The organism is Roseobacter sinensis, assembly GCF_025755255.1.
Taxonomy (GTDB): Bacteria; Pseudomonadota; Alphaproteobacteria; order Rhodobacterales; family Rhodobacteraceae; genus Roseobacter; species Roseobacter sinensis.
Genome location: NZ_JALIEB010000001.1, coordinates 44,927 through 67,233, shown reverse-complemented (window position 1 = coordinate 67,233; position 22,307 = coordinate 44,927). Strand labels below are relative to the sequence as shown.

Genomic DNA, 22,307 nt, shown 5'->3' with positions numbered 1-22,307 from the left:
GCGAGCGGCACGAACCAAACGACATGGTGAAAAATGTGTGCTGGCTTCGAGAGGACTCTCCGCCTGAGACAAGCCGCAGCACGTCCTGCGCAGTGATGGCCCAAACGCCAAACATCCGGTTTCTGACATGACCTGTACCGCGTTCACCCGGCAAGCTGAGCAACTCTCCGACTGTGTTGATGTCGTCCTTGGCCGGCGTCCGCTGCACGCGGGTCACTAGGGACTTGCTAGCTACGGCTTGGTCGTGGCCCACTGCACTGCTCATGTTTTGGTCCGATGTGTCTGGTGAGCCAGCGCCAGCCCATCAAACTCCGCTGATAAAACCAATGATGGTCAACGCGGGGCCGAAGAAGTCGGGTGGACCCAAAAGCAACCCCGGCGTCTAATCAATTGTCTTTAAGCGGATTTTTGGTGCCCAGGAGAGGACTCGAACCTCCACGTCCATACGGACACTAGCACCTGAAGCTAGCGCGTCTACCATTCCGCCACCTGGGCCGGTGTCGTGAAGCCTGCGTTTAAGCCCATGTCCAAAAGGTGTCAAACGGATTCTGACGGAATCCCACACAGCCTTCGGAACGGGCGCTGATACGCATGTGGCTGCGCCGATTTGCACCTTGTTTCGTGGGCAGGCCGGGGGTACATCCTGAGAAACGGGAAGCGATGAGGCGCATATGTCGAAACTGGTGACAATCTACGGCGGCTCCGGCTTTGTTGGGCGTTACATCGCGCGGCGCATGGCCAAGGCGGGATGGCGTGTCCGGGTCGCCGTTCGCCGCCCCAACGAAGCCATCTTCGTCAAGCCTTACGGGGTTGTCGGACAGGTGGAGCCGGTGCTGTGCAATATCCGCGACGACGCCTCGGTGCGCGCCGTGATGTCGGGTGCGGATGCGGTTGTGAACTGCGTGGGGATCCTTGCCGAGGTCGGCAAGAACCGCTTCGATACCGTTCAGGCCGAGGGTGCCGATCGGGTGGCGCGGATCGCTGCGGAAGAGCAGATCGGCGGGCTGGTCCATGTCTCCGCGATTGGCGCAGACGCCGCGTCCGACAGCGATTATGCGCGCACCAAGGCCGAAGGTGAGGCCGGCGTTCAGGCGCATATGCCGGGCGCCGTGATCCTGCGCCCCTCGATCATTTTTGGCCCGGAGGATCAGTTCTTCAACCGCTTTGCGTCGATGAGCCGCCTCGGCCCGGTGCTGCCGGTTGTGGGTGCCGAGACGCGGTTCCAGCCGGTCTATGTCGACGATGTGGCCAAGGCTGCCGAACGCGCGCTGACAGATGATGTGGCGCCAGGCATCTACGAGCTGGGCGGACCGGAGATCGCTACATTTCGCGAGCTCATGCAGCGGATGTTGCAGATCATCCATCGCCGCAGGCTGGTGCTGAACGTGCCGTTCTTTGCGGCGCGCATCATGGCATTTGGATTCGACATGCTGCAGGCGGTGACCTTCGGGCTCTTCACCAACGGGATGATCACGCGGGATCAGGTGCGCAACCTGGCGAAGGACAACGTCGTCAGCAGCGACGCGAAGGGCTTTGCGGATCTGGGCATCTCGCCCATGACGATGGGCTCGGTTCTGCCGGATTACCTGTGGCGCTTCCGCCCGTCCGGGCAATATGACGCGATCAAGGACTCCGCCAAGAACCTGCGCACTTAACTGTAGGCGTAGACCAGCAGGACCACCCCGAGAATCACCCGGTAAATCACATACGGCGTGAAGCTGACGCTGCGCAGCAGCCGCATCATGACGATCAGGGCCAGAAGCGCGGCCGCAAAGGCGAAGGTGGCGGCGATCAGCCCATCGCGTGCGAGCGCCCAATTGGCCTCCTGCACCACATCGACACTGAGCAGCAATCCCGAGGCAGCGATTGTCGGGATCGACATCAGCATGGCAAGTTTCGCCGCACCTTCACGCTCGTAGCCGAGCCGGCGCGCCGCGGTGATCGTGATGCCCGAACGTGATGTGCCGGGGATCAGAGCGAGCATCTGCGCCAGCCCCATGATCAGCGCGTCCTTGAGCCGCCACTCGGCTGCGGTGCGGTCATGCGCACCGGTCCTGTCGGCCCAGTAGAGCACCAGCCCGAAGCCCAGCATGGTCCAGCCGATCACGGCGACCGACCGCAGCATTTCGTCCAGGCCGGTCAGTTTGATGGCCGCCCCCGCAATAACCACCGGAACGGTTGCGATCACCAGACAGAGGGCGAGGAATGCGCCCCGGGTGTCGACCTTTCCTTGGATCAATCGCGCACTGCCGACCAATGCGATTCTCACATCGGCCCAGAAGTAGAGCACCACGGCGAAGAGCGTGCCCACATGCACGGCCACATCAATGGCGAGCCCCTGATCGGGGCCGCCTATCACCGCCGGGAGAAGCACCAGATGCCCGGAGGAACTGACCGGCAGGAACTCCGTCAGGCCCTGAATGGCGGCAACGAGAAACAGGTGGAAAAGCGTCATGAAAGCGCACCGGGCTGGAACTGCGTCTTTGTGGTATAAGGTCAGGGAATCAAATGAAAAGCCTCAAAATAGGACCGGATCGGAATCAATTTCGCTGATCCGAAAGCGTATTTGCGCTAGATCGTACCAAGATAAAGCTATATAGGTAAGCTTTACTGACTTTATTTCCGGTTTCAGTTCGCGTATGCGTGCGGCTCCGGGACTTTGGTGGAGGACGCAGGCCGTGGCTGAGCAACCTATGTTGAAATTCGTGACCGTGCCTCGGGATATGCCCGAGAAACGTGCCGCAGATGTGCGGCGCGAAGATTTCAACGAGATCTACGCCGAGTATGCAGAGGCCAAGGCGCAGGAGCAATCCGCGCGCTGCAGCCAGTGTGGCGTGCCCTATTGCCAGAGCCACTGCCCGTTGCACAACAATATCCCCGACTGGCTGAAGCTCACGGCCGAGGGCCGTTTGCAAGAGGCCTATGAGGTCAGCCAGGCGACGAACACCTTCCCCGAGATCTGTGGCCGCATCTGTCCGCAGGACCGGCTGTGCGAGGGCAACTGCGTGATCGAGCAGTCGGGCCACGGCACCGTGACCATCGGCGCGGTGGAAAAATACATCACCGATACAGCTTGGGAGAAAGGCTGGGTGCAGCCGATCACGCCGCTGGCCGAACGCAGCGAGAGCGTGGGCATCATCGGCGCGGGCCCCGGCGGGCTGGCCGCGGCGGATGTGCTGCGTCGCGCAGGCGTGCAGGTCACGATCTATGATCGCTATGACCGTGCGGGCGGGCTGCTGACCTATGGCATCCCGGGCTTCAAGCTGGAGAAGGATGTGGTGATGCGCCGCAACGACCAACTGGAGCAGGGTGGCGTCACTTTCGAGCTCAATACCAACGTGGGCGAAGATATCTCTTTCGAAGACCTCCGGTCGCGCCACGACGCGGTGATCATTGCCACAGGTGTTTATAAATCAAGGGAAATCGAGGCGCCGGGGGTCGGTGCACAAGGCCTCGTGCGGGCGATCGATTTCCTGACGGCGAGCAACCGCAAGAGCTTTGGCGATGCGGTGCCGGAATTCGATTCCGGGGCGCTGAATGCCGAAGGCAAGCGGGTCGTGGTGATCGGTGGTGGCGATACCGCGATGGACTGTGTGCGCACCTCGGTGCGGCAGGGCGCGACGAGCGTCAAGTGCCTCTACCGCCGCGACCGCGCCAACATGCCGGGCTCGCAGCGCGAGGTGCAGAACGCCGAGGAAGAAGGCGTGATCTTCGAGTGGCTCTCGGCCCCCAAAGGCTTCGTCGGCGATCCGGTGAGCGGTGTGATGGTGCAGAAGATGCGCCTCGGCGCGCCGGATGCGACCGGACGGCAGGCACCGGAGGTGATCGAAGGCGCAGATTATGTGGAAGACGCCGATCTGGTGATCATGGCGCTGGGATTCGAGCCGGAGGCGCTGCCCACGCTCTGGGACCAGCCTGAGCTGCCGGTCACGCGCTGGGGGACCATCAAGGCGGAGTTCACGACAGGGGCGACAGCGCTCGACGGGGTCTATGCGGTGGGCGACATCGTGCGCGGTGCAAGCCTCGTGGTCTGGGCCATCCGCGACGGCCGCGACTGTGCCCAGGCGATTCTGGAACGGATTGGCGACGGCGCTGTGATGGCCGCGGAATAGCACCGCTCGCGCCGCGTCGGTGCTGCGGCACGCGCAGTGTACCGTGAGACTTTGTTAAGGACAGAAGGGCTGACCAAAGCAGCCTGAAAGGAGAACGCAGATGACATCCGCCGTGAAGTGGAGCTTTGTTGCAGCATTGGTAGCGACCGGCCTTGTGGCGGACACCGCGCATGACGCGGCCCCATACGCCGGTCAGGACACGCGCGCCATTGCGACCCTCTCCGCCCAGGACGTAGATGATTTGCTGGCCGGCCGCGGGTGGGGTTTTGCACTGGCCGCCGAGCTCAATGGATACCCGGGTCCGACCCACGTGCTGGAATTGGCCGATGCGCTCGCTCTCACGGCTGAGCAGCGGGCAGCGGTGGAGGATATCTTCGCGCGCATGAATGCTGATGCACGCCGCCTGGGCGCCGAACTCGTGGCCGCTGAGGCGGCGCTCGGGGCAAGCTTCGCCGAAGACAAAGTCGATTCTGCGGTACTGACGGCACTGGTGGCGGAGGCGGGTCGCATCGAGGCGGATCTGCGCGCCGTGCATCTGGCCGCGCATCTGGAAACGAAGCCGCTGATGAGTCGCCATCAGGTGATGCTCTACAATCAGGCACGCGGCTATCGCGGCGGCGGACATGGCGGACATGACCATGACTGAGTCGCAGCTGAGCGGTCGATGCCTCTGCGGTGCGGTGACGCTGACCGTGCAAACCGACACCCCGCGCTTGCGGGCGTGCCACTGCAATATGTGCCGCCAACATACCTCCGGCATGTTCATCTCGGTTGATACGGTGCCGGGGACGCTGGAGGTGAGCGGGCCCGCGCAGAGTTTCCAGTCGTCAGAGTGGGCCGAGCGCGGGTTTTGCGGCACCTGCGGCTCGACGCTCTGGTACGGCACCATCGAGGATGGGGCGCGCCACCCGGCGGCGGGGCTGTTCGACGGCGCGGCACTTGGTGAGATGACGTTGGAGTTCTTTGCCGACGAGTGCCCGCAGGGGTATGCGCTGGCGGGCAATCACCGCAAGCTGAGCACTGCCGAAACCATCGCCATGTTTAGCGGGGGTGACGCATGACGGATGCGGCGGCAAGAGACGCGCTGGTCGCGCCACACAGACGCACCGGTCGGATGTCGGGCCGATGCCTCTGTGGTGAGGTGAAGATCGACATCGACGGCAATTACGTTGCGGCCGTTGGCGCCTGCCACTGCGTCATGTGTCAGCGGTGGGCGGGCATGCTGTTTGGCTCCTTTGTTGCCGAGACGAAGGCGGTCTCGGTCACGGGGCCGGTCAGAAGTTACGCGTCATCGTCCTTCTCGGAGCGGGGCTTCTGCGAGACATGCGGAAGTTCGGTCTGGCTCAGAGCTACCGACCCGGATGAGCCCGAGATCGAGCTGTTTCCGGGGCTTTTCAAGGAGGCGGCGGACTTCGTGCTGCTGTCAGAAATCTACACGGACCTGGCGCCGACGTATGCGTGCCTCAAGGGCGATCACCGCCGCAAGACACGGGCCGAGGTGCAGGCCGAACACCCATTCGTTGAAGGAGACAACTGATGACCATCTATGATGACGCCTGGGTGGCCCGCGAGGAGGCCAAGCGGGCCCATATGGCCGAGCATGGGCTCTATGACCCGAGCGAGGAGCATTCCTCCTGCGGGGTGGGTCTGGTCGTGTCCGTCGATGGGACCAAGAGCCGAAGCGTGGTCGAGAATGGCATCAAGGCGCTCAAGGCAATCTGGCATCGCGGCGCCGTGGATGCGGATGGCAAGACCGGTGACGGTGCGGGCATTCACGTGCAGATCCCCGCGAATTTCTTCTACGACCAGGTGCGTCGGACCGGGCATCACCCAAAGACCGATCTGATGATGGCGGTGGGTCAGGTGTTTCTGCCGCGCACGGATTTCGGCGCGCAGGAGACCTGCCGGACCATCGTCGAGACCGAGATCCTGCGCATGGGCTATTACATCTATGGCTGGCGCCATGTGCCGGTGAATATCGATGTGCTGGGCGAAAAGGCGAATGCGACCCGGCCCGAGATCGAGCAGATCTTGCTCAGCAATATCAAGGGTGTGGACGAGGAAACCTTTGAGCGTGAGCTTTACGTCATACGGCGGCGTATTGAAAAGGCCGCTGCGGCCGCGGGGATCAATGGGCTCTACATTGCGTCGTTGTCCTGCCGGTCGATCATCTACAAGGGGATGATGCTGGCCGAGCAGGTGGCGGAGTTCTACCCCGATCTGATGGATGAGCGCTTCGAGAGCGCCTTTGCGATCTATCACCAGCGCTATTCCACCAACACCTTCCCGCAGTGGTGGCTGGCGCAGCCGTTCCGCATGCTGGCGCATAACGGCGAGATCAACACGCTGAAGGGCAACCTCAACTGGATGAAGAGCCACGAGATCCGCATGGCCTCCGGTGCCTTCGGCGAGATGGCAGAGGATATCAAGCCGATTGTCGCTTCCGGGTCGTCTGATTCAGCGGCGCTGGACGCGGTGTTCGAGGTGCTGGTGCGCGCGGGCCGCAATGCGCCCATGGCCAAGACCATGCTGGTGCCTGAATCGTGGTCGAAGCAGGCGGTGGAGCTGCCTCAAAGCTGGCGCGATATGTATTCCTACTGCAACTCGGTGATGGAACCCTGGGATGGGCCTGCCGCCCTGGCGATGACGGACGGGCGCTGGGTGTGTGCGGGGCTCGACCGGAACGGGTTGCGGCCCATGCGCTACGTGGTCACGAATGACGGGATGGTGATCGCGGGGTCCGAGACCGGGATGGTGCCGCTCGACGAGGCCAATGTGGTCGAGAAGGGCGCGCTGGGGCCGGGTCAGCTGTTGGCTGTCGATATGGATGAGGGCAAGCTCTACCATGATCGAGCGATCAAGGATGCCCTGGCGTCCTCGCAACCCTTCGGCGACTGGGTCGGCAAGATCAACGACATCGAAGAGGCGCTCGACGATGTGGTCGAACAGCCGCTCTTTACCGGCGCGGAGCTGCGGCGCCGTCAGGTCGCGGCCGGCTATACCATTGAAGAACTGGAGCAGATCTTGGCACCCATGGCCGAGGACGCGAAGGAAACGCTGGCCTCAATGGGCGATGACACGCCCTCTGCCGTGCTCTCCGGCCAGTACCGGCCGCTCAGCCATTTCTTCCGGCAGAATTTCAGCCAGGTGACCAACCCGCCGATTGATTCATTGCGCGAATACCGGGTGATGAGCCTGAAGACGCGGTTCGGCAACCTCAAGAACGTGCTTGACGAAGACAGCAGCCAGACCGAGATCTTCACGCTCGACAGCCCCTTCCTCGGCAATGCGCAATTCGATGAGCTGATACGGCACTTCAATGCTGATGTGGTCAGCATCGATTGCACCTTCGCGCCGGGCCGCGGCAACCTGAGCGCGGGCCTCGCACGCATCCGGGCCGAGGCCGAAGATGCCGTGCGCTCGGGCGCGGGGCACATTATCCTGACCGATCAGGAGAGCGGGCCCGAGAAGGTCGGCATGCCGATGATTCTCGCCACCTCCGCCGTGCACAGCCATCTGGTGCGCAAAGGGTTGCGGACCTTCACCTCATTGAACATCCGGTCCGCCGAATGTGTCGACCCGCATTACTTCGCGGTGCTGATCGGCGCGGGCGCCACCACGGTAAACGCTTATCTCGCCGAGGACTCACTGGCTGACCGGATCGAGCGCGGGCTGCTCGACATGAGCCTCACCACCGCGATTGATCGTTACCGGATTGCCATTGACCAGGGACTCCTGAAGATCATGGCGAAAATGGGGATCTCGGTGATCTCGTCTTATCGCGGGGGGCTGAACTTCGAGGCGGTGGGGCTGTCGCGGGCCATGTGTGCGGAGTATTTCCCCGGCATGACCAGCCGGATTTCCGGCATCGGCATCAATGGCATCCAGCACAAGGCGGAAGAGGTGCACGCCAAGGCCTGGGGCGGTCCGGCCTCGGTGCTGCCCATCGGCGGCTTCTACAAGGCGCGCAAATCGGGCGAGACGCATGCCTGGGAAGCCAGTTCCATGCACATGATGCAGATGGCCTGCAACAAGGCGTCCTACGAGATGTGGAAGCAGTACTCGGCCAAGATGAAGTCGAACCCGCCGATCCACTTGCGCGATCTGCTCGACATCAAACCGCTGGGTAAGCCGGTCCCGATCGAGGAGGTCGAAAGCATCACCTCCATACGCAAGCGTTTTGTCACACCGGGCATGAGCCTCGGGGCGCTTTCGCCCGAGGCGCACAAAACCCTGAACGTGGCGATGAACCGGATTGGTGCGAAATCCGATTCCGGCGAGGGGGGCGAAGACCCGGCGCATTTCGTGCCGGAGCCCAATGGCGACAACCCCTCGGCGAAGATCAAGCAGGTGGCCTCTGGGCGCTTCGGCGTTACGGCGGAATACCTGAACCAGTGCGAAGAGCTGGAGATCAAGGTGGCGCAGGGCGCGAAACCCGGTGAGGGCGGGCAGCTGCCCGGCATGAAGGTCACCGACCTGATTGCGCGGTTGCGGCACTCGACCAAGGGGGTGACGCTGATCTCGCCGCCACCGCACCACGATATCTATTCCATCGAGGATCTGGCGCAGCTGATCTATGATCTGAAACAGATCAACCCTCGCTGCAAGGTGACGGTGAAGCTGGTAGCGTCCTCCGGTGTCGGCACGATTGCCGCCGGCGTGGCGAAGGCCAAGGCGGATATCATCCTGATCTCCGGGCACAATGGCGGCACCGGCGCCTCGCCCGCGACCTCGATCAAGTACGCAGGTTTGCCCTGGGAGATGGGGCTGACCGAGGCGCATCAGGTGCTGAGCATGAACAACCTGCGCGAGCGAGTGACGCTGCGTACAGATGGCGGTCTGCGCACGGGCCGTGATATCGTCATGGCGGCGATGCTGGGGGCCGAGGAATACGGCATCGGCACGGCGGCGTTGATCGCCATGGGCTGCATCATGGTGCGGCAGTGCCAGTCGAACACCTGCCCTGTCGGCGTCTGCACGCAGGATGAGCGGTTGCGCGAGAAGTTCACCGGCAATGCGGATAAGGTGGTCAACCTGATCACCTTCTACGCCACTGAAGTCCGGGAAATCCTGGCGTCTATCGGCGCGCGGTCGCTCGACGATGTGATCGGGCGGGCGGATCTGTTGGCACAGGTCTCGCGCGGGTCGGCGCATCTGGACGATCTGGATCTGAACCCGCTGCTGATCACCGTCGATGGCGCGGCGGATATCGTCTATGACCGCAGCCGCAAGCGCAACAAGGTGCCCGCGACGCTGGATGCGGAGATTGTACGCGATGCCAAGCGGTTCCTCGAGGATGGCGAGAAGATGCAGCTTTCTTACGCGGTGCAGAACACGCATCGGACGGTGGGCACACGCACCTCGAGCCACATTGTGCAGAAATTCGGCATGCGAAACACGCTGCAGCCGGACCATCTGACGGTGAAACTGTCGGGCTCCGCGGGGCAGTCGCTGGGTGCCTTCGCCGCACCCGGGCTGAAGCTGGAGGTCTCGGGGGACGCCAATGACTATGTGGGCAAGGGCCTCTCGGGCGGCATGATCGTCGTGCGCCCACCCATGGCCTCGCCCATCGAGGCCGCGAAGAACACGATCATCGGCAATACGGTTCTGTATGGCGCGACCGATGGGTATCTCTTTGCCGCGGGGCGCGCCGGTGAGCGGTTCGCGGTTCGGAACTCTGGCGCCAAAGTGGTGATCGAAGGCTGCGGGTCGAACGGTTGCGAGTATATGACAGGCGGTGTCGCCGTGATCCTCGGTGACATTGGCGCCAACTTTGGCGCCGGCATGACCGGTGGGATGGCCTACCTCTATGATCCCGAGGGCAAGGCACCGGCACTGATGAACATGGAAACGCTGGTGACCTGCCCGGTGACGGTTGATCACTGGCTAGGGCAGCTGGAGGAGCTGCTGGAGATGCATCTGCGAGAGACGGGAAGTCGCCGGACGGCGGACATCCTGCAGCATTGGGAGGCAGAGAAGGCAAACTTCCTGCAGGTCTGTCCGAAAGAGATGCTCGACAAGTTGCCCGCACCCTTGGGAATTGAAGACGAAGCCATACCAGCCGAGTAATCGAGACGCGCGGCGGTTCACAACACCGCCGCGCGGCCCTATAGCTGGGCCATGGCGAAACGGGCGACAAAAAAGAGCAGGCGCTCCCGCAAGACTTCGAGACGTCCCAACCCGCTGCGGCGGGCAGCGCGCTATGTGCTGCGCGCCGGGCTGCTCGTGGCGGGGATCGTGCTGGGGCTGATTGCCCTCGGGGCGGTGGTGAACCCGCCGACGACCCCGTATATGTTCGCGGAATCCCGGCGGCTCGGGGGCGTCACGCAGGATTGGGTCCGGCTCGATGATGTCGCGCCAGTGATGGCGCGTTCGGTCGTGGCGGCGGAGGATGCGAATTTCTGCCTGCATTGGGGGTTTGATCTGGCTGCGATCAAAGATGCAATTGCCGATGGTGGCAATCGGGGAGCCTCAACGCTCAGCCAGCAGACCGTAAAAAACGTGTACCTCTGGCATGGCCGCAACTACACGCGGAAAGCGCTGGAGGCGCTCCTGACCCCGGCGCTGGAGGCGATCTGGTCGAAAGAACGCATCGTCGAGGTCTATCTCAATGTGGCCGAGTTCGACGAAGGTGTCTTTGGCGTGAAGGCGGCCGCGCGGCATTACTTTGGGGTCGCGCCCGGCGATCTCTCGGCGGAGCAAGCCGCGCGGCTGGCTGCAATCCTGCCGAACCCGAAGGCGCGATCGGCGCGCAACCCGTCAGATTTCGTGTCCAAACGTGCCCGCGCAATACGGTCCGGGGCTGCAACAATCCGCAAAGATGGTCGCGCGGACTGTTTCGAGAGTTGAAACCGAAGGCCGCACGGGGCATTGAGGGCAGAGCATTTTCTGACCGGAAGATCCCATGGCCCGTCTCTTTCACGTCCCCCTCTCGCCCTTTTGCCGGAAGGTGCGCCTGAGTCTTGCGGAAAAGAAGATCGAGGTCGAGCTGGTCGAGGAGAAGTATTGGGAACAGGACCCGGACTTCATGCGGCGCAATCCCGCGGGGCAGGTGCCGGTGCTACGCCTCGACGGGATCATGATGGCCGAAAGCGGCGCGATCTGCGAGTACATCGAGGAGACCCGGCCCGATCCTGCTTTGATGCCGAAAGACCCCGTCGCCCGGCAGGAGGTGCGCCGCCTCGTGGGTTGGTTCGATGACAAGTTCCACCGCGAGGTCACCTCGAAACTGCTCTATGAGCGGGTGAACAAGAAGGTGATGAAACAGGGCTACCCCGACAGTTCGAACGTGAAGGCGGGCGCGAAGGCGATCAAGTATCACCTCGACTACATGACTTGGCTGCTCGATCACCGGCGCTGGCTGGCAGGCGACGTCATGACGCTGGCGGATTTTGCCGCTGCCGCCCATCTGAGTGCCCTGGACTACATATCGGATGTGGATTGGAACCGCTCGGATGCGGTCAAGGACTGGTATGCGAAGATCAAGTCACGGCCCGCGTTCCGGTCGATCCTCGCGGATCAGGTGCCCGGCTTCCCGCCGCCGCGCCACTACAATGACCTCGATTTTTGAGGCCGTTGTCGGACAGTGAGTATTTCTGGACGGGTGAAGCATGGCGTCTGCGCTAAGAGACCGTTTGGTTGCGCAAGCGCTGGAGGAGGGCTTTGTCAGCGCGCGGGTCTGCCGGCCAGACGCGGTGCCGGAAATGGCGGCGCGGCTGCGGGCTTATGTGGAGGCTGGCTATCACGGCCAGATGTCCTGGATGGCCGAGCGGATGCAGTGGCGGGGTAATCCTGCTGCGCTCTGGCCAGGGGCCCGGTCGGTGGTGATGCTGGCGGAGAGCTATACGCCGCCGTATGATCCCATGGAGGTTCTTGAAAAGCCCGAGCGCGGTGCGATTTCAGTATATGCGCAGGGGCGAGACTATCATGACGTGGTCAAGAAACGGCTCAAGCGGGTGGCGCGGTGGTTGTTGGCCGAGGCTGAGGTGCCCGCCGACGTGAAGGTGTTTGTGGATACAGCGCCGGTGCCGGAAAAGGCGCTGGCCGCGGCAGCCGGTCTTGGCTGGCAGGGCAAACACACGAATCTCTTGAGCCGCGACTGGGGCAACTGGGCCTTTCTCGGCGCGATCTTCACCACTCTGGAGCTGCCGGTTGATGCGCCCGAGGTCGATCATTGCGGCTCTTGCCGGGCTTGCCTAGACGTCTGTCCGACGGATGCATTTCCTGCGCCTTACCAGCTCGACGCGCGGCGCTGCATTTCCTACCTGACAATCGAACACAAAGGGCCGGTTCCGGAAGAGATACGAAGGCGTATGGGGAATCGTATCTACGGGTGTGATGATTGTCTCGCGGTCTGCCCTTGGAACAAGTTCGCGGTCGCGGCTCGGGACCTGCGGCTGCTCGCCCGACCGGAACTCCGGGAGCCGTCGCTTGATGTGCTGGCACGCCTTGACGATGCTGGCTTCCGGGCGCTGTTTGCCGGCACTGCCGTCAAGCGCATCGGTCGAGACCGGTTTGTGCGCAACGTGCTCTACGCCATTGGCAACTCGGGGTTGCCAGACCTCGCACCCGCCGCCGCCGCGCTCACGGGCGACCCGGACCCGACCGTCGCCGAGGCAGCCGCCTGGGCTGTCGCGCAACTGGCCGCAGGGGACGCATCGTCGTGACGCTGTCGCTGGGGGTGGACACGGGCGGCACCTACACCGATGCGGTGCTGGTCCGGGACGAGGCCGAGGTTGTCGCCTCGGCCAAGGCATTGACCACCCGCGGTGATCTTGCCGAAGGTGTAGAGCAGGCGGTCCGCGCAGTGCTCGACCGGTCGGGTACCGCGCCACGAGAGATCGGGCTCGCCGCCTTGTCGACGACGCTGGCGACCAATGCTCTGGTGGAAGGTCAGGGTGGGCGCGTTGGGCTGATATACATCGGGTTCCGGGCGCGGGATCTGGAGACCCATGGGCTCGCGGCTGCTTTGGGCGGCGACCCGCATCTGATCTGCGCGGGTGGGCATGACCACGCGGGCCAGGAGGCGCAGCCGCTGGATGAGGCGGCGATTATCAGTTTCCTGAAAACCCATCGGGACGGGGTCAGCGGCTTTGCGGTGGCGTCGCATTTCGCGACGCGCAACCCGGCGCATGAGCTGCGCGCGGCCGAGTTGGCGGCTGAGATCGCAGGGCGGCCCGTTTCGGCCTCGCACCAGCTGTCGGCGCGCCTTAACGGGCCCAAGCGGGCGGTGACGGCGGTACTGAATGCGCGGCTCATCGGTATGATCGAGCGGCTGATCGGACGGGCAGAACAGGTCCTCAAGCGTCTCGATATCTCGGCCCCGCTCATGGTGGTTCGTGGCGATGGCGCGCTGGTCGCGGCGGAACAGGCGCGGGCGCGGCCGATCGAGACTATTCTCAGTGGCCCGGCGGCCTCGATCGTGGGCGCGCGCTGGCTCACCGGCGCGGATGATGCGCTGGTCAGCGATATCGGCGGAACGACGACCGACATCGCGCTTTTGCGCGGCGGCCGGCCGGCCATTGATCCTGCGGGTGCCCAGGTCGGTGCCTATCGCACAATGGTCGAGGCGGTGGCGATGCGGACGACCGGGCTGGGCGGTGATAGTGAGGTGCAGGTTGTGGCAGAGGGTCTGAAGGGTGGTCTGACGCTGGGTCCGCGCCGGGTTCTGCCCATCTCGCTCCTGGCCGTAGAGGCGCCGGAGGTCCTGCACGATGCGCTTGAGGCGCAGCTGCGGACCACGGTGCCCGGGGAGTTCGACGCCCGGTTTGTCCGTTCCGTACCCGGCGTGAGCCGCGAGGGCTTGAGCGGCAGGGAAGCGACACTGCTGGACCGGATCGGTACGAGCGTGCGCCCCCTGAGTGAGGTGATACGGGTTCGGATCGATCATGGTGCGCTGGCCCGCCTTCTTGCCCGCGGTTTGGTGCAGACGGCCGGGGTGACGCCTTCGGATGCGAGCCACGTCCTGGGCCTGACCAGCGCTTGGGACGCGACGGCTGCGAAGGCTGCCCTGCGGCTGATGGCACGCAAACGGCTGGGGTCCGGCAAGGTCGTGGCAGCGACGGCGCCGGAACTAGCGCAGATGATCGTGGATCAGTTGACCGCGCAGTCATCGATTGCATTGCTGGAGGCGGCGTTCGCCGAGGAGGCCCACGACTTCGGCGAGGCGCCGCAGGTTCTGGCACGGCACGGGCTCATGCGCGCGGGGCTGGCACAGCATCGCGGCTTGCTGCGGCTAAGTGCCGGGCTCAATCTGCCGGTCGTTGGGCTCGGCGCCTCCGCGGCGAGCTACTATCCCGCCGTTGGCGCGGCCGTCGGCGCAGAGATGATCCTGCCGCAGCATGGCGATGTCGCAAATGCGATTGGCGCTGTGGTGGGCCGCGTGACGATGCGGCGCAGCGGTACAATCACCTCCGTCGGCGAGGGGCGTTTCCGCGTGCATCTGGAGACCGGCCCCACCGATCTGACCGATCGGGACAAGGCCCTCGATCTGCTGGAGACCACGCTGCGCGACGCTGCCCGCGCCGAGGCTTTGGCAGCCGGTGCCGAGGATGTGCAACTGACGGCACAGCGCGACATCCGCTGTGCGACCGTCGAGGAACGCGACGTCTTTGTCGAGGCGGTGGTGACCGTCGAGGCGAGCGGCCGCCCCCGCGTCGCTGCGGGCTGAGGTCGCCGCGGGCCTCGCGGCTGACCCTATTCGGCGGCCTGGGTGCGTTTCGGCAACACCCATCCGGCGCGGGGGAAATGGCAGGTGTAGCCGTTCGGGATACGCTCCAGATAGTCCTGGTGCTCCGGCTCGGCTTCCCAGAAGGCGCCGACCGGTTCCACTTCGGTCACGACCTTGCCGGGCCAGAGGCCGGAGGCCTCCACATCGGCGATGGTGTCGAGCGCTGTCTGCTTTTGCGCCTCGTCCACATAGTAGATCGCCGAGCGATAGCTGAGGCCGACGTCATTGCCCTGGCGGTTCAGCGTCGTGGGATCGTGGATCTGGAAGAAGAATTCCAGCAGGTCGCGGAAGCTGATCACATCCGGGTCGAAGATGATCTCGATCCCTTCGGCGTGGGTGCCGTGGTTGCGGTAGGTGGCGTGTGGTACGTCGCCGCCGGTGTAGCCCACGCGGGTCGAAATCACGCCTGGGCGTTTGCGGATGAGATCCTGCATGCCCCAGAAACATCCGCCCGCCAGAACTGCGCGATGATGGCTCATGATACCTCCTCCACCTGATCGATGTAGTCACCATAGCCTTCCGCTTCCATGTCGTCACGGTGCACAAAGCGCAAGCTGGCGGAATTGATGCAGTAGCGCAGCCCGCCGCGATCGACGGGGCCGTCCGGGAAGACATGGCCGAGGTGGCTGTCGCCGTGGGTCGAGCGCACTTCGGTGCGGACCATGCCCATGGTGGTGTCGCTGAGCTCTTTCACATGGGCGGGCTCTATGGGCTTGGTGAAGCTGGGCCAGCCGCATCCCGATTCGTACTTGTCGGCAGAGGCAAAGAGCGGCTCGCCCGAGACGATGTCGACGTAGATGCCCGGCTCCTTGTTGTGGAGCAGCTTGCCCGTTCCGGGGCGTTCCGTTCCGTTCTGCTGCGTTACGCGGTACTCCTCGAGCGAGAGCTTCGAGATCGCCTCTTGGGTCTTCTGATAGGTCGGCATGGCGGCTCCTTTAACGCTTTGCTCATAAGATGGGTCAAATGCGGCTGAGTTAAAGAGGGGTCAGTGCCTGACATTTGCCGCAGCGGACCTATATCCGCAGCAAGCAGAGATGGAGCACGATATGACACGCTTCAGTGCAGTGATCATGAGCCTGTTCGCCGGGGCCGCGGCACAGGCAGGTGTGGCAGCGCATGAGTTCCCGTCGATCGATGGCGGCACGCTGAACACTGGCGACTGGGCCGGGCAGCCGGTGCTGGTGGTGAACACCGCTTCGCAATGCGGCTTTACTGGTCAGTACGACGGGCTACAGGCGCTCTATGACACCTATCGCGATCGCGGGCTCGTGGTCTTGGCCGTGCCGTCGGACGACTTCAATCAGGAGCTCGCCAGCGCCGAGGAGGTCAAGGAGTTCTGCGAGATCAATTTCGGGCTGGATCTTCCCATGACCGATATCACGCATGTGAAAGGCGCCAGCGCGCACCCGTTCTATCGCGAGCTGGCCGAGGAGACGGGCTTTGTGCCGCGCTGGAACTTCAACAAGGTGCTGATCGGGCCGGAAGGTGACGTGGTTGGCACTTGGGGCAGCTCGACCAAGCCGCAGTCATCCCAGATCACGCAGGCAATCGAGACCCTGCTGCGCTAAGCAATTTTGTCGAACGATCGCATGATGCGGTGAAGGCAGCGCCACCGGGCGCGCCCCGAATGTCGAACCAGCCGTTGTGCGGAGCCGTTTCTAAATTCCACCCCGCCAGACCAGCTGGGCCTTGCCGCCTTCGAGCCCCGGGCTGAGTCCATAGGCGGCCCGGTAGCTCTTGGAGAAATGCGACAGCGACTTGAACCCGCAGGCGACGCAGACATCCGTGACCTTCAGATCCGTTTGCCGGAGCAGATCGCGCGCCTTCTCCAGCCTCAGCCGCAGATAGTACCGCTTCGGCGAGACGCCGATATGCTTGGCAAAGAGCCGCTCGAGCTGGCGCGTCGAGAGCTCCACGAGCGTGGAGATCTCATCTGGCGTCAGGGGGTCCTCGATGTTGTTCTCCATGATCTGCAGCGCCATGGCGAGCTTGCCGTTGCGCACCTGCGCGCGGCCTTGCAGCGTGGCGCGCTGGGCGTGATCGGGCAGGCGCGGGTCGGTATAGACCATCTGGTCGGCGACCCAGGTGGCAAGCTCTGTCCCATGATCGGCCCTGATCCGCTCCAGCATCATGTCCATCGAGGCGGCGCCGCCCGCGGTGGTGAAGACGCGCCCGTCGATCGTGAAGATCGCCGTTTCCATAATCACATCGGGCAGGATCTCGGTCAGCGCCGCGCGGTACTCCCAATGGGTCGTGACCCGCTTGCCCGCAAGCAGTCCCGCCAGTGCCAGCACATAGGTGCCGGAGGAGAGCGCGCCGAAGTCCATGCCGCGCCGGACCTCGCGCCGCAGCCAGTTGATCAGCGCCTTGCTGGTGTTCTTGCCGACGTCTTCGCCTGCGCAAATCACGATGGTCTCGGTCCGTTCCAGTTCGCTGAGCGGTCCGTCGACCCGAATGGTGACGCCGTTATAGGCCGGGACGGGCCCTCCGGTCTCGCTCAACACCCGCCAGCGGTAGTAGGGCCCGCCGCCTGGGTGCCGGTTCGCCAGGCTCAGCGCCTCGAGCGCGCAGGCAAACCCAAGCTGGGAAAAGCCGGGGATCAGCACAAAGGCGTAAGGCTGGAGCGCGTCGCGCGATGTCATCTGGTTCGGGTCCGGGCGCTGGCGGAAAAGCGGGCTGGCCCCGATCCTACTCCCGCGTCGGTGGGCCCGCGTGGTCCGTTTACGCCGCTTTTTGTCGCGAAAGCTGCACAGCGAGGATCCCGAGCGCGATCACGGCGACACCGATCATGTCGAGCGCACCGAGCTGCTCGCCCAGCAGCACGGCGGCGATGGCGACGCCGAGGAAGGGGTTGAGAAAGTGGAAGGTTGCAGCCCGCGTCGCGCCGATCCGGTTCACCAGCCAGAACCACACGAAGGTGGCCGCTAGCCCAGGTACCAACGTGGTATAGATGAAGGCGGCCAGCAGCGGCCAGCTGGGAGAGAGGTGCGGGGTCTCGAAGAGAACGGTGGCGAGCGCCAGCGCGGCACAGCCAACCAGCATCTGAAGCCCCACGATCATCAGGAAGTTGCCGCCCGAGGTGGCGCCGCGTACCGCCAGCGTGGCGACGGTCAGCGCGACGACGCCGATGCCGCAGAGCAGCAGCCCGTCGAGATCGACCCCGCCCGTGATCCGCGTGCCCATGATCAGCCCGACGCCGAGGATCCCCGCGATCAGCCCGGCGATGCCGAGCGGCGGCAGCATCTCCTTCAGAAACAGCCAGCCCGCGAGGGCGACCAGAAGCGGCATGGTCGAGGCGATGATCGCCGCGACCGAGGCCTCGATGGTTTGCATCGCTACGAAGTTGAGCCCCAGATAGACTGCGTTCTGCAGAATGCCGAAAACAATCGTCGCGCGCCACTGCGCCCGCGTCAGATGCCAGGACTGTCCCAGTGCGCGGGCGATGGCGACCCCCAGCAGGCCCGAAATGAGATAGCGCAGGGTGAGCGCCGCGAGCGGAGAGGCATCGGCCACGATGATCCGCGCCGAAGTGAAGGCCGAGGACCACATGAGGGCAAAGGCGAGGCCCGCAAGTATCGCGCGAATGTCCATGAGGCCCCCCAGGTCGGTCCGAGCGCGACCATCCCGGAAATCATGGCCGAGGGCAAGCGTGCTTGTCCGGACCCCGGATCGGTGTCATCAAGCGGCGCGGGGAGGCTTCTATGCTGATCGATCCGAGTGTCATGGCGGTGTTTCTGACCGCCTCCATCGCGCTGGCCCTTGCGCCGGGGCCGGACAATATATTTGTGCTCACGCAGTCGGCGCTGCATGGGCGGCTTGCCGGGATCCTCGTGACGCTGGGTCTGTGCCTTGGGGTGATGGTGCACACCAGTGCGGTCGCCGTGGGGGTTGCAGTGATCTTCCAGACCTCGGCGCTTGCCTTCACGATGCTCAAGGTCGCGGGCGCGGCCTATCTGCTCTACCTAGCCTGGAAGGCGTTCCGCGCAGGTGCCAGCGAGATTGGTGGTGGCGTTGCGCGTCTCGGGCCGCAGGCGCTGTTTCTGCGCGGTGTGGTGATGAATGTCACGAACCCCAAGGTTGCGATCTTCTTTCTGGCCTTCCTGCCGCAATTCGCGGACCCTGCGCGCGGGTCGGTCACCGTGCAGGTCTTTCTGTTCGGGCTGGCCTTTGCGATCTCGGCGCTGCTGATCTTTGGTGTGGTGGCCGTGGCGGCCGGATCGTTGGGCAGCTGGCTGAGCCGGACGCCACAGGCTCAGGTGATGATCAATCGCCTGGCCGGTCTCGTCTTTGTGGGCCTCGCGCTGCGGCTGCTCCTGTCGCAGCGCTCCGCTGTCTAGGATCAGGCGGCGCCATTAACTCGCCTGGCGCTCGGATCTGGCTGACGCGTCACCTTCCGCAGCGCCTGCGCCGATTTTCTCCGAGATCTGTTTGCCGGCCGCGACGAGGATGCGCTTGCAGGTGTCCACGTCGGGATCGTCGCTGGCATGAAGGCGCCGCACATGCGGGATGGTGAGCGCGGCAACCACCTCGCCGCCGTATCCGATGATCGGCACCGACAGGTTCAGCACGCCTTGCACGACGGATGAGGGGCTTTCACAGACACCTGTTGCCGCGACCTGTTCCACGGCGTCCTCGAAGACTTTCATCGCCTCCGGCGTGAAGAATTCGTTGTCGGCGCAGATGTCGCGCCGCTCGGACACCGACAACCGGTAGAGAAGGCTTGCGCCGGAGGAAGTCAGGACCATCGGCACCTGGGCGCCTAGGCGGACGACCGTGATGTTGTTGCCGGGCGAGTCCACCTGCGCGATGACCAGAATGTGGCTGCCATAGGGGATGGCGAGGTGCAGCGACTGGTTCAGGGTCTGGGCGGTCTTCTCCATGATGCTGCCGGCCACGGCCGTCAGCCGCCGGGTCGGTGGAAAGCGATGCGAGAGCTCGAAGAGGCGCATCGACAGCGAATAGCGCTCGCTCTCCTCGTCCAGCAGAACATAGCCGCGCGCGGCCAGCACGAAGAGCATGCGGTAAAGCTCGTTCACTGACCGATTGAGGGCCAGCGCGATCTCGGTCTTTTTCAGACCGTTCGGCTGTGTCGCCAGAAGCTCGAGAATATCGAGCCCTTTCGACAACGCAGGGGCGCTGTACTTCTCGGTGTCACTGGCGATCTTCGTCATTGTCTGCCTGTCCGTCGCGTTCGCAGGCCCGAAGGCCTCAAAGCCCCCATATACCAACCGCGTTGGTCTTGTAAAATGCGGCGCGGTCTTCGGTGGACCACCCCGCCGTCAGGGCGTGCGTGGCCGCGACCCAGGTCTCGAGACCGCCGCCCAGATTGCAGACCGGGCTGTCCGACCCCCACACAAGCCGGTCGTGCCCGAAGGCGTCGACCGTTTCCTCCACGAAGGGGCGCAGGTCGTTCAGTGTCCAGCGGTCGGGGTCGCCATAGGCGATGATGCCCGAGATCTTGGCGCGCACATTCGGGCGTTCGGCCAGGGCACGCAAATCTGTGCGCCAGGGCTCCAGCGCGCCTGTGGCGATATCTGGTACCCCGCAGTGATCGAGGATGAACGTCACCTCGGGCGCATGATCGACCAGCGCGATGGCCAGGTGCAATTGGCGCGGCAGTACGCAGAGATCGAAGGTCTTTCCCGTCCCGCTCAGCCGCTTGATGTTGTCGCGGAACAGGGCCGAGGTGCTGACGTCGTCGGGAACCACATGCAGGACCCGCCGGAACCCGCGCAGAAGCGTCTGCTCCGACACGCGCTCCAGAAAGGCGGGGAAATCGGCATGTTCGGGGCGGCAGGACGAGATGATACCGCGCAGCAGGCCATCCGCCTGGTCGGAGAGCGCGGCGATGACGTCGATCTCCTCCTCGATCTGCGCCTCGGCCACATCCACTTCCATGTGAAAGCAGCCGCTTATGCCAAGCCGCGCCGCAGCCCGGGTATAGGCCTCGAAGGGGTTGTCGCGATTGAGAGCGTCGAAATCGCCCAGCCAGGGATAGCTCAACCGGTCCTTGTAAATCAGGTGCAAATGGGTGTCGAAGAGCATGCGGTGGCCTCCCGGTTGGTCGAGAAGATAGTCGTTGACTAAATATGAAAGTCAAGTTTGTATGTGAATGATGGGGCTCACACCCCAAAACCTGGGAGGAACAGATGGGACATTCGAAGCTGAGAGCGCTGCTGTGCGCGTCGGCCCTGAGCGCGCTTGGTGGCGGAGCGGTGGCCGGAGAATTCGACGGCATCACGTTGCAGGCCAAGCTGATTGGAGGACAGCAGTACGAGGCGCTTTATGCGCGGATTGCGGAGTGGGAGGCCGAGACCGGCGCACAGGTCGAAATCCTGTCGAAGAAGAACCACTTCGAGCTGGACAAGGAGTTCAAATCCGACATCGCGGCCGGAACGCTGGGGTGGTGCGTTGGCTCGAACCACTCCTCCTTTGCGTCGCAATACCCAAGCCTCTACACCGACCTCACGCCATATCTCTCGGCGGAGTTCATCGAGGCCTATGTCCCATCCAACATCGCCGCCTCGAAAATCGGTGACGCCCTGGTCATGTTGCCCCGCGCGCAGTTCGATGTTTCGGTGCTCTACTACCTGAAATCCATCTACGAGGATCCGGAGCGTCAGGCGGCCTACAAGGCCGAGACAGGCCGTGATCTGGCGCCGCCCGACACCTGGGAAGAATACAAGGCGCAGGCGATCTTCTTTACCGACGCGCCAAATTTCTATGGCACGCAATATGCAGGCAAGGACGAGGCCATCGTCGGGCGCTACTATGAGATGGTGATCGCCGAAGGCGGGCAGCTCTTTAACGAGGATTGGTCGCCGGCCTTCAACAGCGACGCCGGCAAGCGGGCGCTGTCGTGGTTTGTCGATCTCTATCAGGCCGGGGCCGTACCACCGGGCACCACGTCCTATCTCTGGGACGACCTCGGGCAGGGGTTTGCGTCGGGGACCATTGCGCTCAATCTCGACTGGCCGGGCTGGGCCGGGTTCTTCAACGGGGAAGACACCTCGAAAGCGGCAGGCGATGTGGGCGTGATCGTGCAGCCGCAGGGCAGCGCGGGCATTCGGACCGGCTGGTCGGGCCACCACGGGTTTTCGGTGACCGAGTCGTGCGAGCACAAGGAGGCTGCCGCATCGCTGGTCGCCTGGCTGACGAATGAGGAGAGCCAGAAGCTGGAGAGCGCGGGCGGCTCGCTTCCCACGCGCACGGCGGTCTGGGATCACGTGCTTGAGGCAGCGAAGTCAGACCCGTTCCGCGCCGAAGCGATCGCGGCCTTTCAGGAAGGATCGGAACACGCCTTCCCCGCCCCGCAGACCCCCTATTGGATCGAGGCAACCAACCTGATCTACCCCGAGCTTCAGGCCGCAATCCTGGGGGACAAGTCGGTCGAGGAAGCGCTGGCCGATGCAGCCAAGGCTGTGGACGAGATGATGCAGGAGAACGGCGTCTATTGAGCCCCGCCA

Annotated in this window: 20 protein-coding genes and 1 tRNA gene; 13 read left to right on the top strand and 8 right to left on the bottom strand. The window is 63.9% G+C overall.

Annotated features, from left to right (window positions below; translation table 11 throughout):
- Positions 1-409 precede the first annotated feature (409 nt).
- A tRNA-Leu gene (locus tag MUB52_RS00345) sits at positions 410-495 on the bottom strand.
- 176 nt (positions 496-671) lie between these two features.
- On the opposite strand from MUB52_RS00345, the gene MUB52_RS00340 reads away from it, so the two are divergent.
- On the top strand, positions 672-1,655 hold the full coding sequence (locus tag MUB52_RS00340) for a complex I NDUFA9 subunit family protein (protein WP_263842193.1): 984 nt from the start codon (positions 672-674) through the stop codon (positions 1,653-1,655).
- On the opposite strand, the gene MUB52_RS00335 is transcribed toward MUB52_RS00340, so the two are convergent.
- Positions 1,652-2,455, bottom strand: a complete 804-nt coding sequence (locus tag MUB52_RS00335) for an undecaprenyl-diphosphate phosphatase (protein WP_263842192.1) — start codon at positions 2,453-2,455, stop codon at positions 1,652-1,654. The genes MUB52_RS00340 and MUB52_RS00335 overlap by 4 nt on opposite strands.
- A gap of 223 nt (positions 2,456-2,678) precedes the next feature.
- Between MUB52_RS00335 and MUB52_RS00330 the strand changes: the two genes are divergently transcribed.
- The 9 genes from MUB52_RS00330 to MUB52_RS00290 all read left to right on the top strand — a co-directional run bounded on the left by MUB52_RS00330 (position 2,679) and on the right by MUB52_RS00290 (position 14,781).
- Positions 2,679-4,112: an NAD(P)-dependent oxidoreductase gene (locus MUB52_RS00330; protein WP_263842191.1), complete on the top strand. Its 1,434-nt coding sequence runs from the start codon at positions 2,679-2,681 to the stop codon at positions 4,110-4,112.
- Between the two features lie 100 nt (positions 4,113-4,212).
- Positions 4,213-4,758, top strand: coding sequence for a hypothetical protein (locus MUB52_RS00325; RefSeq protein ID WP_263842190.1), 546 nt, complete (start codon positions 4,213-4,215; stop codon positions 4,756-4,758).
- The gene (locus tag MUB52_RS00320) at positions 4,751-5,173 is read left to right on the top strand and encodes a GFA family protein (protein WP_263842189.1); all 423 of its coding nucleotides are present in this window, start codon (positions 4,751-4,753) and stop codon (positions 5,171-5,173) included. Before MUB52_RS00325 ends, MUB52_RS00320 begins: the two co-directional genes overlap by 8 nt.
- Positions 5,170-5,649, top strand: a complete 480-nt coding sequence (locus MUB52_RS00315) for a GFA family protein (RefSeq protein WP_263842188.1) — start codon at positions 5,170-5,172, stop codon at positions 5,647-5,649. Before MUB52_RS00320 ends, MUB52_RS00315 begins: the two co-directional genes overlap by 4 nt.
- Entirely contained in the window at positions 5,649-10,181 is a 4,533-nt protein-coding gene (gltB, locus tag MUB52_RS00310) for a glutamate synthase large subunit (protein ID WP_263842187.1), read from the top strand. Before MUB52_RS00315 ends, gltB begins: the two co-directional genes overlap by 1 nt.
- 51 nt (positions 10,182-10,232) lie before the next feature.
- The gene (mtgA, locus tag MUB52_RS00305; protein WP_263842186.1) at positions 10,233-10,961 is read left to right on the top strand and encodes a monofunctional biosynthetic peptidoglycan transglycosylase; all 729 of its coding nucleotides are present in this window, start codon (positions 10,233-10,235) and stop codon (positions 10,959-10,961) included.
- Between the two features lie 55 nt (positions 10,962-11,016).
- Complete coding sequence (gene fzlA / locus MUB52_RS00300; protein ID WP_263842185.1) at positions 11,017-11,682, top strand: FtsZ-binding protein FzlA; 666 nt, start codon at positions 11,017-11,019, stop codon at positions 11,680-11,682.
- Between the two features lie 40 nt (positions 11,683-11,722).
- Positions 11,723-12,778, top strand: a complete 1,056-nt coding sequence (gene queG / locus MUB52_RS00295) for a tRNA epoxyqueuosine(34) reductase QueG (RefSeq protein ID WP_263842184.1) — start codon at positions 11,723-11,725, stop codon at positions 12,776-12,778.
- A complete protein-coding gene (locus MUB52_RS00290; RefSeq protein ID WP_263842183.1) occupies positions 12,775-14,781 on the top strand; it encodes a hydantoinase/oxoprolinase family protein in 2,007 nt (668 codons plus the stop codon). The genes queG and MUB52_RS00290 overlap by 4 nt, the downstream gene beginning before the upstream one ends.
- Positions 14,782-14,807: 26 nt before the next feature.
- Here MUB52_RS00290 and msrA read toward each other — a convergent pair whose 3' ends face one another.
- Both msrA and msrB read right to left on the bottom strand, forming a co-directional pair.
- Positions 14,808-15,320, bottom strand: coding sequence for a peptide-methionine (S)-S-oxide reductase MsrA (gene msrA / locus MUB52_RS00285; RefSeq protein ID WP_263842182.1), 513 nt, complete (start codon positions 15,318-15,320; stop codon positions 14,808-14,810).
- A complete protein-coding gene (gene msrB / locus MUB52_RS00280; protein ID WP_263842181.1) occupies positions 15,317-15,766 on the bottom strand; it encodes a peptide-methionine (R)-S-oxide reductase MsrB in 450 nt (149 codons plus the stop codon). Before msrB ends, msrA begins: the two co-directional genes overlap by 4 nt.
- A 121-nt stretch (positions 15,767-15,887) precedes the next feature.
- Here msrB and MUB52_RS00275 point away from each other — a divergent pair, with 121 nt between their 5' ends.
- Complete coding sequence (locus tag MUB52_RS00275; RefSeq protein ID WP_404818152.1) at positions 15,888-16,409, top strand: glutathione peroxidase; 522 nt, start codon at positions 15,888-15,890, stop codon at positions 16,407-16,409.
- Between the two features lie 90 nt (positions 16,410-16,499).
- Here MUB52_RS00275 and MUB52_RS00270 read toward each other — a convergent pair whose 3' ends face one another.
- Both MUB52_RS00270 and MUB52_RS00265 read right to left on the bottom strand, forming a co-directional pair.
- A complete protein-coding gene (locus tag MUB52_RS00270; protein ID WP_263842180.1) occupies positions 16,500-17,483 on the bottom strand; it encodes a GlxA family transcriptional regulator in 984 nt (327 codons plus the stop codon).
- Between the two features lie 79 nt (positions 17,484-17,562).
- Complete coding sequence (locus MUB52_RS00265) at positions 17,563-18,432, bottom strand: DMT family transporter (RefSeq protein ID WP_263842179.1); 870 nt, start codon at positions 18,430-18,432, stop codon at positions 17,563-17,565.
- Positions 18,433-18,542: 110 nt separating this feature from the next.
- Between MUB52_RS00265 and MUB52_RS00260 the strand changes: the two genes are divergently transcribed.
- Positions 18,543-19,178, top strand: coding sequence for a LysE family translocator (locus tag MUB52_RS00260; RefSeq protein WP_263842178.1), 636 nt, complete (start codon positions 18,543-18,545; stop codon positions 19,176-19,178).
- A 15-nt stretch (positions 19,179-19,193) separates the two neighbouring features.
- On the opposite strand, the gene MUB52_RS00255 is transcribed toward MUB52_RS00260, so the two are convergent.
- Both MUB52_RS00255 and MUB52_RS00250 read right to left on the bottom strand, forming a co-directional pair.
- Complete coding sequence (locus tag MUB52_RS00255; protein ID WP_263842177.1) at positions 19,194-20,012, bottom strand: IclR family transcriptional regulator; 819 nt, start codon at positions 20,010-20,012, stop codon at positions 19,194-19,196.
- 37 nt (positions 20,013-20,049) lie between these two features.
- Complete coding sequence (locus MUB52_RS00250) at positions 20,050-20,886, bottom strand: amidohydrolase family protein (protein WP_263842176.1); 837 nt, start codon at positions 20,884-20,886, stop codon at positions 20,050-20,052.
- A gap of 104 nt (positions 20,887-20,990) precedes the next feature.
- Between MUB52_RS00250 and MUB52_RS00245 the strand changes: the two genes are divergently transcribed.
- Positions 20,991-22,298, top strand: coding sequence for an ABC transporter substrate-binding protein (locus MUB52_RS00245; protein ID WP_263842175.1), 1,308 nt, complete (start codon positions 20,991-20,993; stop codon positions 22,296-22,298).
- Positions 22,299-22,307 lie beyond the last annotated feature (9 nt).

Bases quoted from the DNA above. Each gene is read 5' to 3' on its own strand.
- MUB52_RS00250 (WP_263842176.1), bottom strand. From the start codon at position 20,886: ATGCTCTTCGACACCCATTTGCACCTGATTTACAAGGACCGGTTGAGC.
- MUB52_RS00255 (WP_263842177.1), bottom strand. From the start codon at position 20,012: ATGACGAAGATCGCCAGTGACACCGAGAAGTACAGCGCCCCTGCGTTG.
- fzlA (WP_263842185.1), top strand. From the start codon at position 11,017: ATGGCCCGTCTCTTTCACGTCCCCCTCTCGCCCTTTTGCCGGAAGGTG.
- gltB (WP_263842187.1), top strand. From the start codon at position 5,649: ATGACCATCTATGATGACGCCTGGGTGGCCCGCGAGGAGGCCAAGCGG.
- MUB52_RS00320 (WP_263842189.1), top strand. From the start codon at position 4,751: ATGACTGAGTCGCAGCTGAGCGGTCGATGCCTCTGCGGTGCGGTGACG.
- MUB52_RS00260 (WP_263842178.1), top strand. From the start codon at position 18,543: ATGCTGATCGATCCGAGTGTCATGGCGGTGTTTCTGACCGCCTCCATC.
- MUB52_RS00275 (WP_404818152.1), top strand. From the start codon at position 15,888: ATGACACGCTTCAGTGCAGTGATCATGAGCCTGTTCGCCGGGGCCGCG.
- mtgA (WP_263842186.1), top strand. From the start codon at position 10,233: ATGGCGAAACGGGCGACAAAAAAGAGCAGGCGCTCCCGCAAGACTTCG.
- MUB52_RS00245 (WP_263842175.1), top strand. From the start codon at position 20,991: ATGGGACATTCGAAGCTGAGAGCGCTGCTGTGCGCGTCGGCCCTGAGC.
- MUB52_RS00265 (WP_263842179.1), bottom strand. From the start codon at position 18,432: ATGGACATTCGCGCGATACTTGCGGGCCTCGCCTTTGCCCTCATGTGG.
- MUB52_RS00335 (WP_263842192.1), bottom strand. From the start codon at position 2,455: ATGACGCTTTTCCACCTGTTTCTCGTTGCCGCCATTCAGGGCCTGACG.
- MUB52_RS00325 (WP_263842190.1), top strand. From the start codon at position 4,213: ATGACATCCGCCGTGAAGTGGAGCTTTGTTGCAGCATTGGTAGCGACC.
- MUB52_RS00315 (WP_263842188.1), top strand. From the start codon at position 5,170: ATGACGGATGCGGCGGCAAGAGACGCGCTGGTCGCGCCACACAGACGC.
- MUB52_RS00270 (WP_263842180.1), bottom strand. From the start codon at position 17,483: ATGACATCGCGCGACGCGCTCCAGCCTTACGCCTTTGTGCTGATCCCC.
- MUB52_RS00340 (WP_263842193.1), top strand. From the start codon at position 672: ATGTCGAAACTGGTGACAATCTACGGCGGCTCCGGCTTTGTTGGGCGT.
- queG (WP_263842184.1), top strand. From the start codon at position 11,723: ATGGCGTCTGCGCTAAGAGACCGTTTGGTTGCGCAAGCGCTGGAGGAG.
- msrB (WP_263842181.1), bottom strand. From the start codon at position 15,766: ATGCCGACCTATCAGAAGACCCAAGAGGCGATCTCGAAGCTCTCGCTC.
- msrA (WP_263842182.1), bottom strand. From the start codon at position 15,320: ATGAGCCATCATCGCGCAGTTCTGGCGGGCGGATGTTTCTGGGGCATG.